Below are 15,560 nucleotides of genomic sequence, written 5' to 3'. Positions count from 1 at the left end.
TGTTTAGTTGTTAGGTAACTCGTTAAATCCTCTTTGTATCTGCATCAGGTAAACCCGGTCATAAACAATCTCCATGATATTTAAGGTAGAATACGCATGAAAACCATTGCCTGTATTAACTATAAGGTTAAGCTGTGGGGTACTGCTACTTGTAACATAGCTGTTAAATATGGCGGGGTCCTGGCCGCAGTCTATAAAGAAAAACTGGCCGCTAAAAGGGTCCAGATGCGGGTCATCAGCATTAAAAAGCTGAAAATTAAAATACGGCAGCGTGCCAAGCGGGTTAACAAATACATGGCCTGTTATATCAGCATAAATCCTGGGCAAGCCCTGATAGAAAAACGCATCCTGCGACAAAAAAGGCAGCGGCTTGTAATCTATCGCGGCATCCATTTTGGTGGTGAGGGTGGTTAACACGGTATTGTTATACCCCGGGTAAAAATCGTAATTGGCCCCGGGTGCGTTTTGCCCTCCTCCTGCTGATGCGGCGTCATTAAAAATATTGTAAGTGGCGGTGATATTTATCTTGTCGCCCATGTATTTTTTCAGGCCGTGCACCATATCGCTGGTTGCTTTACCCGATAGATTGACAAAGCCTACATAAAGTTTACCAGGATCAAATGCCTGGTGGGTGAACTGTTCATGGCGGATATAAAGCCCGTACTTACCATTATCAAGGTCGTGCGATACTACCTCCAGCGTGTACACTTCTCCTTTCTCAAAGGTTATTGTAGTATCTACCAAAATGCTGCTCCTCTGCGTTTCCGACAGGTCTTTAAAACCGGGATTACTTTGCGGGCGCACAATAAACATGATGCGGTGCTTGCCGGATGGGATCTGTGCCCACGCAGAAAGATCGAGCCCGTTGATAACCGGGGCAACCTGCACATGCGCGTTGCCCGGATACTCGTAATTTACAGGTGTTAAATTCACTGTTGGCGGATGGGTAAAATTCCCCAGGGTGCCATTACCTGTTGAGCTGTTTGCCTCATTAATAGGATATGACAGGCTAAAAATTTGCCTGGTGCCCAAATAGTCGCCTATAATGTCGGCATCGTTGGGTACACCTGCCGCATCGGTTTTGGGGTCCATCAAAAATGTTAAAAATGGCGTAGCCTGCTGGTTATGCAGCGCATCAATAGTACTGGTAAGATTATTAAATACCCGGATGTAGGCCGGATCCTTCACTAGCGGGGCGAGCGCATATTTCTTGCAGCCGGCCGTGCCAAGGCTAAACAGCAATAAAAAAAATATTGATCTATATAGTTTCATGTTATGCCTATTTATTGTGTTTAATTACAACGATCCTGGCTTTTTCAGCGGCTTGGGCACCACTTGCGGTTTTCCCTACCAAAGCCACGGTGTATATACCCGTTTCCGCTACTTTATATTTAGGCGTTGAGTATAAATTTTGGTTTGAAACAAAGGTTTGCAATACATCAACCGGTGCTACGTTAACCAACAGGGTGCCCGGTATTTCGGGCAGGTTACCCGGGCTCGACTGGTAGGCCCTGATATATTTGGGGAGGTAGTTAAACTCTGCATATACCCCTACCTTACCCCCTGTTACAGGTTGTAAAGTGTAAATAATGGAGCTGTTGTTTGCAGGCATTATACCTGACGCGAGGTTTACATATGCGCTGTAATAACGCATGGTATCGCCATTCTGAAAGTTACCCTCCGGTAAAAACAACTGATGATCGTTAGTAAATGTTGCATAAGGCAGATCGGGGCTCAGGTTAAGAAACCGCGATTCCAGCGCGTAAAAATATTGCCCCCTGCGCGGAATACCGTTTGTGCCATCATCAGGGACGACTCCAGTTTGCGGGTTTGGAGCATAAGAGCTGTTGTAAATAGATCCCGACATGTCATTAGACTCAAATAAAACGGCTGGCTTGCCATCGGACTTGTTATAAGCCCATATGGTATAATTATCATATGGGTACAGCTTGAGATCTCCTTCGGCTAAAACAGTACCATTCTGGTCGATGGCTTGTATGTGATGGTTCCCTTGCACAAAAATCTGATAAGTTGATTGCTGAGCCGCAACTGCCGTAACTGAGCCAATGTAAGGCTGTTGGCCTCCCAATGCGCCCCCATCCACTTTAATGGTTATTTGCTTGCCAGGTATAGCATTGACAGCCTGCATGCGGGCGTAGGTGCTATTTACACCGGGGTCAAGCTCGGTGATTACACGATATGAATTTGCATAGGTAATTGCCGGGTAAGTATCACAACCTATATAATTCATCAGATTTGGGGTAATCACCAAACTATAAACGCCGCCGGGTTTAAAAGTTCGTACCCTTGGGGTAAGGCCTTCCTGGGGTTGAATGACATTTGGCGCACAGGGATCTAAACGGACTATAGTTGGCAATTCTGCCAGTTGCCGGTTTGCTTTTATACCCGCACCATCTGATGCAAAAAGCTTAAACTGATAAGTGCCGTAAGGTATATCCACATATCCGGAAGATGCGTTCAGCGCGATGTTATTTAAGGCCGGATCGACCTGACTGCCATCGGAATAGGTAAGGGAAACCGGGCCATTTAAGCCATAGGGGTCAGTGGTCGCCCCCAGGTTGATGATCCTTATCCTAAAGTTTTTGGGATTTGTCGGTGGCAGATTGTTACGGTCTATTACCCTAAACTGTCCGTTTAGCAGCAGATAGTAATCCTGCGGATGCGCCACATTATTTACTATGGTGGTATCAATAGCCGATGCTCCACCAAGTCCTCCGCCCAAAATAAAATGCGCTTTTCCATCCTTGTTCAATAAGCTATTGGGTAATGTAAACGGGCTGCCGTCATCTCCGGCTTCCCACATTCCTGTTGGAAATACAGACAAACCCAGTGGCGTTCCCTGCCCGGTATTGCCGTTTGAGTAAGATGTAAGCGGTATATTATTAACGGTCATATTTGCCGGATAGCCGCTAAAATTGAACATACGAATGCTTGAAGCAGATTGATTACCTGCATTTTGTAAAGGAATAGTGTTGCTTATTTTTTCCTTTTTACAACTGCATGTCAACAGGACAAGCAGCACCAGCAATAAAACACAATGGTATGCTGGCTGATGAATTAGTATTTTTTTCATACTCATTTTAGAATAATTTGTAGGTAAGTCCTAATGAAAACTCGGCACCTTTGTGGTACATGCGGTAGATGTATTCGTTACCGTAGTATTTACCATTGTTGCCGGGGTTGGTATAAACCTCTTTATAAGGTGGATCAAAAATATTTTTGGCAAAGCCTTTTACTATCCATTGTTTCCCAAATTTCTGGCTGAACACCAGGTCGAGTGTAGGTGTAGGCCTGTCGTATATATCGGGAGTACCATCCAACTGTACTTGTATCAGCCTTGCACCAACCATGTTGAAGCTGGCGGTTATATTGGTACCACTTGCGGTGTTGGCATAATCAAGGTAAGTGTTGATGGAATAAGGTGCCTGCTCAAATACGGGACTTGTTGCAGGCGAACGTCTGTCGTTAATACGCGAGGCATCCAAACGCGCCGGATTTTTGTCGATGGTACTTTCGTCCAGCAATAAATTAGCACCGATGAACAGGTATTTAAGTGGATCAAATATTTTGCCCAGGTCGCGGCGTGCCTCCAGTTCCACACCGTATACTTTACCCACGTTAGGGTCATTCTGGTATATTATCAAAGGAAACTCCGGCGCGGTTGACAGGTTACCCTGCGACTGGTAACTGAATACTTTTTCTAAAGAATTATGAATATTTTTTGTAAATACCGACGCTGATAATACTTCGCCGGGGCCGGTAAACCACTCCCACCTGAAATCGGCACTTTTTGTTAATTGATTGATGAGGTTGGGGTTACCGCCAACTACCGCGAACTGGAATGGATCGAACTCAAAAATATTGGTTAGCTCACGTAGTTCGGGGCGAGCCAGTGATGTACTGTAGGCCAGCCTGAAATTCATGTCTTTGATTTTTGAGTAGGTTAAATTGACTGAATAATAAGGCTTATAGTTTTGCGTATAGGCGGTATTGGGTTGGTTTGTACTGTATTTTACCGATGCATTTGGCAAACCGGTAAGCACGTTCAGGTTTTGCGGCACAAATACCCCGGCGGTATCAACATGCGCCCTGATATCGGTCGATTCAAAACGCACACCGCCGGTTATGCGAAGTCCGTCCATAACATGTGCATCCAGCATTCCATAAAAAGCACGGGTTTCATAGGTGCCCGTGTAATTGTTAGGCGATTTCTTGGTTTGATATAAGAAACCGCCAACTCTTGGCTGGCCTTCACTATCGTACTGAGCAGGATCAAGGAGGCCTATATTACTTGGCGATATCAATTGATTCAAATTACCCTTGGCATTATTAAGCAATTGTGCCCCGCCACCACCTAAATTTGAGCCTGGCAAGCCCAACACCTGTTCGGTATAATCCCTGTCTCTCTTCAGATAGTTGAAACCGAATTTTAATAACTGATCCAGCTTTCCTATTTTAAAGGGCTGACTCAAATCTGCTTTGGCGTTATAATTAGTTTCATCAAGTTTGCGGTACTGGCGCCCGTTAGGGTCGGCTACTATAATGTTGCTAACATCGTTGCCGACGCCATGTACCAAACCACTCACAAAAGTATAAGTGTCTGATCCTATACCCACTCCGTTAGGATCCTGAAATCGCTGCGTCCTGTAATCAGCAACATCTGTTGAACGAAAATCCGGGTCTGTTTGGGTGCTTTTTGATGTACTTAAATTATAGCCCAACTTTGGCGACCATACCTTATCCAAAAACTTGTGCTCTCCCTGCAAATTGAAGGTATTAAAAGTGCGGTAGGTAGTGCGCAGCTGGTTAATGGTATTGTAAACCGGAAAATTTAAACCCGTATTTTGCCATGCCCCGGTCAGGTTACTGCCCTGCGATTCGGCGCCGCGGCTACCTAAATACTGCGCCTGTATCTCGTTACGCTTGTTGAATTGATAAGTTAGCCCCACCAGGCCGCCATAATTTAGCGTTTGAGTACCTGTATTTTCCTTGTAGCTTAAATAATTCCCTAAACGGGGGTAATTCGGCGTAATAAAATTAGGAATATGAAGTGCGCTATAAATAGTAGGCGAACCGGTAACCACACCCTGAAATAAACTGTATTGGTTTCGCTCGCCGTTGTAAATGTCAGTAGTACGCTGATAATAATTTGCACTGAGCACAACGCCCAGCGTATGCCCGTGGAAAATTTTATAAGAATTACCAAATGATATGGTATATACCTGGTTAGGATCGGCCTTCTTATACTGTGTTGTTAACACCGGGTCAAAACTCTGCATGATCTTGCTTACGCGAAATGCCTCGGCAGCAAGTGTAGGGTTGTTACGGCTTTGAATAAATAGATTTTGGATTTGTACAAGGCCGCCCGGATACTGCTTACCGAGGTTTGTAAAATCCTTACTTAGGTTATGCTTACTTACATTCCCCCCTAAAAACCCAAGGTCGCTGTTATAAAAGCTATTGTATTGCCCGCCTAAGCCAATGGTTGAATTAAAGCCGGATTGCGCTGTAAACTCCAGCACCAGCGATTCGGGGATAGATTTGGTTTTCAGTTCAATCAAACCGGCCGAGGCATCGGCTGGCCTATCAGGGCTCAGGGTTTTGTAAACGTTGATATTATCCAACAGGGCTGCAGGTACCAAATCAAGCGGTACCGAACTGCGATCCGGATTAGCTGATGATAGGCGTGCGCCATTCAACTCCGCTATAACGCTGCGGTCGCCAAGGCCCCTTACAGCAACATATTTATCATCGGTTATGGTAACGCCGGTTACCCTTTGCAGTGCTTGAGTAGTGGTTATACTGGCTGTTTTTTCGATGTTCTGTGCCGAAATACCATCGGATACGATAGCCGAATTCTTGCGATCGTTCAGCAGCAATGCTTCACTGGCCGAGCGCCTCCGGGCTTCTACCCTAACCTCGCCCAACGCCGTAGCCGAAGGTTTAAGCAGGATATTTAAAGAGGTTGTTGATCCCTGTATTACATTTATGCCAGGCATCTTTTTGGTTTCATATCCAATGTATTTGATCACCAGATCATAAGTGCCGGCTGCAAGGGAAATTTTATAATGCCCGTTACCATCGGTTGGATATGACCGCCCGTCTGCAGTAACAATTGCCCCAATAAGTGTTTCTTTGGTTGTGGCGTCATAGATGGTGCCTTCTATGACGCCTGGCGGCGGGGGGATTGGTAAACTGCCCACCGTTATTGTTGAATTAACCTGTTTAAATTCCAGCTTTGCGGTATTTCTCAATATCCGTAAAGCTTCCAATAAGGTTTTGTTCTGAATGTTGATGGTAATCGGCGCCGTTTTGCTTAAGCTTGCTGCATAGGTAAACGTAAAAGGCGATTGTTTTTCAAAACTGTTTAAGATTTCTTCAATACCGGCATCCTTAAAATTTACAGAAACCCTGTAGTCATTTAAACTTTGTGACTTTACACCGGTCGCAAAAATAACCCCTGTTAAAGTCAGGCTGACTATGATCACCAGGAAGGTTAACCTCGTCATAAAAAATAATAGTTTAATTACACTTCTTTTTGTAGAATTGTGCATAGCTTTTTTTAATGTCTGTTGTGGTAAGAAAATAATGGATTGTTAAAGCTTACTGAGGCAGGGGTGCTCGAATCCCCCTGTCTCTTAATTTTAACATCGCGTTGAAGGTTGGGAAGTATCTCTATTTCATAGCATCTGTTTTGGGTAATTAAATTTGTTAGTATAAATAACGCAGGGCATGTGCTTTTACCAGATGCTCACCGTTTTTCCCGCAATGGAGTAACGAATGCCTCCCGCAAATTTTAATGTCCGCATCACGTTTTCCAGCCGGTCGTTTTTTTGTTTAAGGCTAAAACGCATGTGGCGAACCGCTTCATTTTTAAAATTGAATTTCACATCATACCAGCGTTCCATCTGGCGGCTGATATTTTCGAGCGTTTCATTATGATAAATAAGCATGCCTGACTGCCATGCGGCTACCTCATTCAAATCAACTTTGTTTTGGCTGATAAATTGATTGGCAATGCTGTAATGCAATTGTTGTCCTGGCAATAACATATATGTTTTGCCGCTGTACCCATTGGTTATTACACCTACCTTACCAGTGGCAACGGTTATGGCAATTTCTTTCTCGGCACTATAATCTTTAACATTAAATGAGGTACCCAATACATTTACTTTTAGTTGTGATGTATGTACTATAAATGGATGTTGAGTATCATGTGCAACATCAAAAAAAGCTTCACCCTCAAGGTAAACTTCCCTTGTTTTGCCATTAAAATGGGTGGGATATTTTAACTTACTGGCGGCGTTTAACATTACTGTGGTATTGTCGCTCAGTTTAATTTGAACCAGTTTGCCGTTTGGGTTAACGGTTTGCTGCATAGCTATCAGCGTATCGGCAGTGTTACGTTTATGAAGCAAAATATAACTGCCAATTGTCAGCATTAAAAATGAGAGCACCGCAGCATATTTTAACCATGCGCGGTTGCCTATAGGTTTTACGTTATCGTTTCCTGAAGCATTTAGATGTTCATGGAATTTTTTGGCCCAAACCTCAAGCTGTTTACCATCGGTTTTTGCATAATCATCAATAGGATGTTCATCCAAAACCTCATCAAATAAGACTTTAGCTTCTCCGTTGCGCATCAGTTCCTTAACCAGGGCGCGTTCGCGGAGGGTACAATTGCCTTTTAAATATCTTTTTATTAAATCTTTGCTTATGGGTTGCTGCATATCTGTGCTGTTCATATACAATGCACATAAAACAGGCGTACACCCTTAACCGATTTTAAAAAAAGATTGAGATTAATTATATCAACCTGAAAATCAAAGAGAAAATTATTTCAAAAGATTTAAAACAACGATCAAAGTAACGAGATCTGCATAGTTTTTAAAGCGTTTGCGCATAAATTGCAGAGATGCCGATACGTGAGCTTCTACTGTTTTAACAGACAGGTTGAGATGACCGGCTATTTCGGCATATGTCATATCCTGCTCGCGGCTAAGCTCAAAAACTTTGCGGCGCTGCGGGGTAAGCATGGTTAAACTCAATTGGTATTCTTCCTCCAGTTCGCGGGCGGCAATCTGGTCATCAATATTATCGTATGCTGGCGGATCAACAATTATCAGGTCAATAGGTATAGTATCAAGCTCAATTTTCCGAAAATGATTGTATATGGCATTTTTGATGGCCTTGAAAAGATAGGAAGACAGATCGCCTTTTACTTCTATCGTTTCTTTTTTATTCCAGATCCATAACATGAGGTCCATCACCAACTCCTCGGCAAGCTGTTCATTACCTGTATGATGTATTGTATATTTATATAACCTGGAAAAATAACGGAAAAATAATTGATCAAAGGCTTTCGAATTACCTTCCCTGCATTTTTGAATCAATAAGTGGTCCGGTAAATTTTTAAATCCCATACAAAGCGATAGTTAGCTTTTGCTGGCAAAATTAACTTCGGCTTTGCACAGTAAAATTAATTTAGTGTTAATCTATTATTATTAACACATAACAAATTTGTTGCAATTGTATATTACTTGATTACCAAAGCGCTTCTCGCACGCAATCGGTTTAGTCATATGTTATGAGTTGATCTTTTTTACGCGCTTGGTTTATTACGGAGTTCTCGGGTTGGTCGCCGCTTTGGCTGGAAACGATTGAACATGCAGATTTGCCGAGGATGACCCGCCCACAGTAATGCATACTGTTAAACCAAAGTTGGAAGGCACATGCTGATATTCCTTTGCTGGGCGATGTTACGTATATTATGCCGTCATCTGGCGAAGGCGTTAATTTAGCGATGTTTAACCTTTCACAATTCGCAGAAGGCTTAATATATTATTTCTGCAACTCCTTCAAACGCGATTTAATTTCATTTGACGTAGGATTCAATTCGCTAGCCTTTTTGTACGAAGCGATAGCGTTTTGCTTTTCTCCTTTCACCACGTAGGCTGCACCCAGAGCCGTGAAGGCTCTTGAAGAAGATGGGTAATTCACTGTATTCATTTCCAGTAGCTTAATTCCATTGTTTAGGGTTGCTGGTTTTTTTACTAACCATTGTGCCAAGTCGTTGAAATATGCTTCGTCAGGCAAAATCAGATACCCAAACTTTTGCGATAGTCCTTTATAATGTTTCATAACAATTTCCGGATTGAGCTTTTCATCACTTACCGGAGGGAGCTGCCATTGGTGATAGATAAATCGAAGTCCGTCATAGTATGACTTAATAGGCACAGTCATATGACTCTCAGCCGGATAGGTCATATATTCGAAATCTAAACCTTTGATGTTTCGCTTTTTGAGCAAGGAATCAAACTTTAAAACATCCGTATGAAACGGTGATCCAGGTGAAGAAGAATCTTCATTGCCATCGCTAAAAAAAAGCGTCTTCGATAAGGTTGACCCTGCTTTTAATTTTTTATCCGCGAGTTTCAGAAGGAATTTCTGATCCCACCAGAAGGATGGGCTCACGGCAATGTATGCGTCGAACATATCCGGATAATTGATCAGGCAATTAATGGTTGTCAGAGCTCCGAATGAGTGTCCAGCAAAAATGCGGTAAGGTTGAGTTTTGTAATTTGAACTAACATAGGGCATGAGTTCTTTCTGAATGAATTGAAAAAAATGCTCATTTCCTCCGCTGTTCTTATACGGGGAATTAGCAGTCGTATCCGATTTTCCAAAATAATCAACATTGCTGTGAGATGGAGTAAGGTCACGGTTACGGTCCGTATTTGTTATTCCTACAACGATCAGTGGAGGAATAACAAATACATCTTGCCGGCTGAGGTATTTAGAATATTCTACCATTTGGGCGAAATGATTGTCGGCATCCAGAACATAGATCACCGGATATTTTTTCTCTGAATTGGCAGAATCTTTCGGTGCGTAGATCAGTATTCTTCGATCTTCTTTAAGAATGTCGGAATGCATTGTTACAACTTCTCCCTGATCGGACTTAATTGGCCTTACCTTCTGAGCACTTGCTTTAAATGAAAAAAGTAGAAATACAATAAAAAATACAAATGTAAAATGCTTTTTTAGGAAACTGGATTTCATATGATTTGGCATGATGAACTAACTCCAATAATAAGGTTTTTCCTGATACCTTCAGCCGGTGGTCGGCGTTTTCACCGCACCCTTTATCATCTTTAATTAGGAAACGTCCGGATATCTTTCTCACCAAGTATCTGATTTTATGCGATTAAACGCCACAGAAGTTGAATATCCTCCAAAAAACGTTTGGATAGTTGTAACGTCGGGTACTTAAGGAAACAACACATGGTCGTTGTTTCCTTTTTTTATGACCTTAAAATACTATTAGTCAAATAGTTATACCGCTCACAGTAACGGTTCTATTTTTCCGCAAATACTTCTTGTACCTTTTTGAGATTTAGTCTAAAAAGAAAGTTTAAGATATCTCCTGCTCTGTTTTTTGCTGGTTCGACATCCAAGTTACAGTGATTAACTTTCAAAGGTTATGGTGAAAGCATGCCGGCCAACTGCGTATGCGTAAGAAACATCATACTGATGATATTGACAGATGTTTTTAACAAGGGTAAGCCCAAGACCTGTACCTTGCGAATCGCTGCCTTTATAAAAGCGGTCAAAAATAACATCACCGGCTAAGGGCATAAGCTTACCTGTATTTTTTATGATGAGTTGATTGTTGTAAAGGGTTATATTAATCTTCCCGCCTGGGTGATTATGCTTAATGGCGTTGCTAAGCAAATTGTTAAGCAATATATCTAAAAGATACTTGCTTGCGCTAACTTGTTTTTCGATGAGCTTGTAGCTTAAATCGATATTTTGCCCACGCATCAATTCCTGAAACTGCATGGCCTTTGATATCAAAAAGCCTTTCAAATTTATAAGCTCCTCATCATTTATCAAATGGTTATCTATTTTAATCAACAGCAATAAAGACTGATTTAAACGGGTTGATTTGTTGATGGACGAATAAATATCACGGATATGATTTAATTGCGTATCTGTTAGGTTCTCGTCCTGAATTAAGATATCCAGCTTGGTGGTTATAACAGCAAGTGGCGTTAACATCTCATGGGATGCATTTTCTGTAAAATGCTTAAGATTTTGAAAATCATTTTTTGCCCTTCCAGACATTTCCTGCACTGCCACATTCAACTCTTTAAATTCATCTACCTTACTATCTGTCGATTTAAATTTTGATGAGTCGGATACATTAAATAGCTTGATCTCACTTAAGGTATTGTAAAACGGTTGCCATAAATCACTTAAAATATACCTGTTGGTTAAAAAAATAACCAACAGCAATGTTGCCATTAAACCTAATGTGATTATCGTGATAATTTGTACCAGGTATTGAGTACTTTCTTTTGAAATGACAATAACCATTTTATAGTGCTGGTTATTAAACGGAATCATGGCTTCTACGGCCCGGCCATCCTCTATTTTATTTTTTGACGCCGTGTAAACCGTATCAAAAAAACGGGTATCGAAGTGCGTGTGATCTGTTTTTACAAAACTTGTCTGATCTTCATCAAAATCAGTTGGTTTGGGCAATTGGTGGTGAAAATTGATATACTCCAATACTTCAGAAACTTCCTCTCCTAAATCACTGTCAAACTGTTTTTGTGAAATATAATTGATGGTAAAAAAATAAACGATAGCGCCAACCACTAAAACAGATACCGATATAACCACGCTGGCTTTGTTGTAGTGGGTAGATAATTTCATTCTGCTAAAAATTTATAGCCAATTCCGTATATCGATTTTAGATAGTCTTTACACCCGGCGTCCATCATTTTTTTCCGCAAATTTTTGATGTGGGTGTAAATAAAGTCGAAATTATCGTTCATATCCATTTCGTCTCCCCATAAATGTTCGGCAATAGCATTTTTGGAAATAACCCGCCCTTTATTGGCTATAAAATATAGTAACATATCATACTCTTTTCGGGTTAAAATTACCGTGCCGTTATTAATATCAACAGTTCGGCCAGAGAGATCAATTACTACTTCGTTAAATACAAGGTAATTGTTGCTATTAGCGGTTTTACGCCTGTACACGGCTGCCAGCCTTGCCTTAAGTTCGGCAAGGTGAAAAGGCTTGGTAAGGTAGTCATCGGCACCAATATTGAGCCCTTTTAATTTATCATCCAATGAATTTCGGGCCGAAATAATGATGACCGCTTCGGATTTTAACGCAGATCTTAAATATTGAAGCACGGTAAAGCCATCCCCATCGGGCAGTCCAATATCAAGAATTACGCAATCGTAATTATAGTCGGCCAATCTGGTTAATGAGTCGGCCAGGTTTGAACAGCTTTCACAAATATTACCATCGGTATTCAAGTATGATAGGATGCTTTCGCGTAAGACTTGCTCGTCTTCAATGATCAGGAACTTCAATTTTTAGCCTTTTACCAAATCTAAACTAATAATCTGAAGTAAATCTGAAGCTTTTTTATCTTCAGTATTGCTTCAAATTTATCCTGTAGCTTTAAACAAACTTAGCCCATGACTAAAAACCAGGATGCCAAATTTGTAATTCAGAAGATACAGTCAGGTAAAGCAGGATCTTAAATTTTAATTTTATGTCAGCAATTGAACCAGTTAGTGAGGATGTACAACATCCTGGGAAAAGAAAAAAATATTCAGCTTCGCTGCGTTTGTGGCACTGGATAAATCTTGTGGTAATAAGCGGCTCGCTTATTACAGTGCTTATCAATTCAACCATTACCGATAGTCGCCAGGCAAGTGAAATTGTAAAAAGCGAACTTCAAAAAGCCGGTGCAACCATTACCGATCAACAGGCCGGTGCAGTGGCGCATGGTTTAGGCGATAGTGTTTGGGCGGTACATATATATTTTGGTTATGCTTTGGCCGGGTTACTTTTATTTAGGTTGATATTGGAATTTTTTCAATTGGCCGATCAAAAATTTATGCGCAAGCTTAAAAGTGCTTACACCCAATTTCAAATCACAAAAAAGAACCGCGAAGCTGTAAGGCATGAACTTACTGTAAAGGCAATTTATGGAGTTTTTTACTTTTTGCTAACCATCATGGTATTAACCGGATTATTCCTGGCTTTTGAGGATGCTTTGGCGCAATTTAAATCGATAAGGCACAGTGTAAAGGAGGTTCACGGTTTTTGTATGTACCTCATTATAGCTTTTATAGTGGTACATATTGCCGGCGTAATTTTAGCCGAACGCAAGGATGGTGGCAAAGGCATTGTATCCGATATGATCAACGGCGGTAATAGTGGTTCTGCATAGCTTATTAACCACCATTGATAAGCTTTGCCATTCCAAATGCGGCCCCGGCAGCTAAAGCACCAATAACAACAACTTTAAACGCGCCGCTTAAAGCCGGCTGGCCGGTAAGCTTGCTTTTAAAGTAGCCGAAAATAAACAAGCAAATTAATGTTACCCCGCATGAGTAATACAAAGCCTCCTGCGCTGTATGGATAATAAGATAGGGCGACAAAGGTATAATACCGCCAACAATGTATGATACACCTATAGTAAAAGCGCTTTTTGTAGCACGGTTGGGATTAGGCTCCTCTAATCCCAACTCGTACTTCATCATAAAATCAACCCATTTCTTTTTATCTTTTGATAACTCGTCGGCTATTTGGTCCTGTAAACCTACAGATAGGCCAAAGCCTGCAAAAACTTCTTTAACCTCAGCTTTCTCCTGTTCCGGCACCTGCTCAACTTCGTTATATTCCCGTTTAAGTTCGGAATTGTAATGATCAACCTCGGTTCGGCCGGCCAAAAAACCACCAAGTCCCATTGCAATTGAGCCGGCAACAATTTCTGCTATGCCTGCGGTTACTATAAGTGCAGAAGAACTTACCGCGCCACTTAAACCGGCTGCAAGCGCAAAAGGGACCGTTAAACCGTCAGACATTCCTATTACAACATCCCTGATGATCTCTGAACTGGTAACATGATGTTCTTTGTGCATAAAACTTAGTTTTAATAAATATATCTATTTAAATCCAAGGCTAAGCGATACCACATCCGACGATAACCCTGTATCTTGCTTATAGTGTCCGTATCTTATTTCTACCTCATGCAAACTTTGCCAACCTAACACTCCCTTTGGTGGTGCCAGTCTTATACCCGCCCCAAAAAACTGGCTATTGAATTTTGCATATTCATAATTGCTTGTAAAGTATGTTTGCGATGCACTGTTTTGCTCATATGGGGCAAAATATTTGGCAGCGGTTTGTGTATAATACCTGTAAAAGGGCGAAATTGAAAAGAATGGTGTTACCTTATAAGCTATCTCCAGATTGGCGGTATTTGATTTTGTGCCCCAGTTGTCAGTATAGTAGCGATAGTAGGAGCGCAAGATCACGTTATCGCCCAGGAAGTAGTTAGCCCTGAAGCCCAAAGGCAGTTTAAACCGGGATGATGGCAGTCTTTCTATAGTATCCTTGCCGTTTGAAAAATATACCCGGTGAAATGGCAAACTCAAGAAGCCATGCTGGGTAACTACATCGGCCAAAAACATGATCTGCAATCTTGATGTTACAATTTGCGAGTAAGAAAAAGACGCGCTGTAGGTGTTACGCGGACTTGATGGAATTTTGGCTTTACCACCGCCTTGAGAGGTTGACGAGTTGCCACTTGCCGTTGTAACAGTAGTAACCGTAGTGGTTGACTGGGGTATAAACTCTGAAGGATATATCAGTTTTACCTGGTCAAAATAGCCCTGCACTTTCACTCCGAATTCGCCCATCCTATTGGTGGTTTTAGCTGAAAAGTGAAGATCGGCACCCAACGACTGGTAATTGTATTCGCCGGAATAATAGGAGCCAATACCAAAACTCGTTCCCTTTTTTGTATTTTCAACCGTCCAGTCCAGTGAGGGGTAAACCCGGCTACCACCGGTATTGGAGGCACCTGTTTGTGAAACATAGGCCGCCGAAGCAGAGGTATGATGATCAAAACCCAGCCCTACCGAAAGCGTATTTTTATTTAGTGTATTGCCAAACCAAACCAGTTTCAGATCAATCCCGTTTGCAATATCCGTGACCTTTTCGGTGCCGATGCCACCGGTTACAGCCGAGTGATTGCCATCCTGTTTGTAGTAGCTTGATACAAAGTTAACTTCATCAACCCTTAACCTGCGTGGCCGGTATGCATTGGTATCCTGCGCGGCGGTTGTTGCCAGGCTAAAACCAGGGTTAAGACGACCTATGCTGTCTTTAGCTGTTTGCGCATACACTTGCATACGACATATCAAGGCAAAGCCCAATACGGATAAATATATTTTCTTCATGAAATTAAAGCATCTGAATTAATATTAATTGCAGCCGCAGCCACCACCTGTTTTGCCTGCATTAGCACCAGATGCCCCTTCCCGGTAGGATTGGAAGTTTAATTCGTTCCTTTCAACCTTACGGTTGCTTAACGCCATTTCAGAATCGTTGATCCGGTTTTTCTGGTACTCTTTTAGCTGCACACATGAGGTGAGCGATGCGGCAAGCAGAAAATAGCCGGCGGTTTTAATTAATTTAGTGGTCATTATAATTAGGGG

12 protein-coding genes are annotated in these 15,560 nt (G+C 41.8%); 1 reads left to right on the top strand and 11 read right to left on the bottom strand.

What is annotated here, in order from left to right; translation table 11 throughout:
* Window positions 1-3 precede the first annotated feature (3 nt).
* The 8 genes from BLS59_RS07030 to BLS59_RS06995 form a co-directional block, all read right to left on the bottom strand.
* Window positions 4-1,272, bottom strand: coding sequence for a hypothetical protein (locus BLS59_RS07030; protein ID WP_091146754.1), 1,269 nt, complete (start codon window positions 1,270-1,272; stop codon window positions 4-6).
* 7 nt (window positions 1,273-1,279) lie between these two features.
* Window positions 1,280-3,094, bottom strand: a complete 1,815-nt coding sequence (locus BLS59_RS07025) for a hypothetical protein (RefSeq protein WP_143014058.1) — start codon at window positions 3,092-3,094, stop codon at window positions 1,280-1,282.
* Between the two features lie 7 nt (window positions 3,095-3,101).
* The gene (locus BLS59_RS07020; RefSeq protein WP_240315167.1) at window positions 3,102-6,530 is read right to left on the bottom strand and encodes a TonB-dependent receptor domain-containing protein; all 3,429 of its coding nucleotides are present in this window, start codon (window positions 6,528-6,530) and stop codon (window positions 3,102-3,104) included.
* A 231-nt stretch (window positions 6,531-6,761) separates the two neighbouring features.
* Complete coding sequence (locus BLS59_RS07015) at window positions 6,762-7,766, bottom strand: FecR family protein (protein WP_091146746.1); 1,005 nt, start codon at window positions 7,764-7,766, stop codon at window positions 6,762-6,764.
* Window positions 7,767-7,856: 90 nt separating this feature from the next.
* Window positions 7,857-8,444, bottom strand: coding sequence for an RNA polymerase sigma-70 factor (locus BLS59_RS07010; RefSeq protein WP_091146742.1), 588 nt, complete (start codon window positions 8,442-8,444; stop codon window positions 7,857-7,859).
* Between the two features lie 418 nt (window positions 8,445-8,862).
* Window positions 8,863-10,083 carry an alpha/beta hydrolase gene (locus tag BLS59_RS07005; RefSeq protein ID WP_162842571.1) on the bottom strand — a complete coding sequence of 407 codons (1,221 nt, stop codon included), beginning with the start codon at window positions 10,081-10,083 and terminating at the stop codon, window positions 8,863-8,865.
* Window positions 10,084-10,488: 405 nt separating this feature from the next.
* Window positions 10,489-11,742, bottom strand: a complete 1,254-nt coding sequence (locus tag BLS59_RS07000) for a sensor histidine kinase (protein ID WP_091146736.1) — start codon at window positions 11,740-11,742, stop codon at window positions 10,489-10,491.
* Window positions 11,739-12,416: a response regulator transcription factor gene (locus BLS59_RS06995; RefSeq protein ID WP_091146732.1), complete on the bottom strand. Its 678-nt coding sequence runs from the start codon at window positions 12,414-12,416 to the stop codon at window positions 11,739-11,741. Before BLS59_RS06995 ends, BLS59_RS07000 begins: the two co-directional genes overlap by 4 nt.
* Before the next feature lie 185 nt (window positions 12,417-12,601).
* Between BLS59_RS06995 and BLS59_RS06990 the strand changes: the two genes are divergently transcribed.
* Window positions 12,602-13,285, top strand: a complete 684-nt coding sequence (locus BLS59_RS06990) for a cytochrome b/b6 domain-containing protein (protein WP_091146728.1) — start codon at window positions 12,602-12,604, stop codon at window positions 13,283-13,285.
* A 4-nt stretch (window positions 13,286-13,289) separates the two neighbouring features.
* Here the strand turns inward: BLS59_RS06990 and BLS59_RS06985 are convergent, their stop codons facing one another.
* From BLS59_RS06985 to BLS59_RS06975, 3 genes are read right to left on the bottom strand one after another with little or no spacing between them, the layout of a single operon-like run.
* A complete protein-coding gene (locus tag BLS59_RS06985; RefSeq protein WP_091146725.1) occupies window positions 13,290-13,979 on the bottom strand; it encodes a VIT1/CCC1 transporter family protein in 690 nt (229 codons plus the stop codon).
* Between the two features lie 24 nt (window positions 13,980-14,003).
* Window positions 14,004-15,302: a DUF3570 domain-containing protein gene (locus tag BLS59_RS06980; RefSeq protein WP_091146721.1), complete on the bottom strand. Its 1,299-nt coding sequence runs from the start codon at window positions 15,300-15,302 to the stop codon at window positions 14,004-14,006.
* A 24-nt stretch (window positions 15,303-15,326) separates the two neighbouring features.
* Window positions 15,327-15,548: a DUF4266 domain-containing protein gene (locus BLS59_RS06975; protein WP_091146718.1), complete on the bottom strand. Its 222-nt coding sequence runs from the start codon at window positions 15,546-15,548 to the stop codon at window positions 15,327-15,329.
* Window positions 15,549-15,560 lie beyond the last annotated feature (12 nt).

It is taken from the genome of Mucilaginibacter pineti, from assembly GCF_900101875.1.
In the GTDB taxonomy this organism is placed as follows: Bacteria; Bacteroidota; Bacteroidia; order Sphingobacteriales; family Sphingobacteriaceae; genus Mucilaginibacter; species Mucilaginibacter pineti.
Note: the sequence above shows the minus strand (reverse complement) of the source record. Positions and strands in the feature narration are given on the sequence as shown.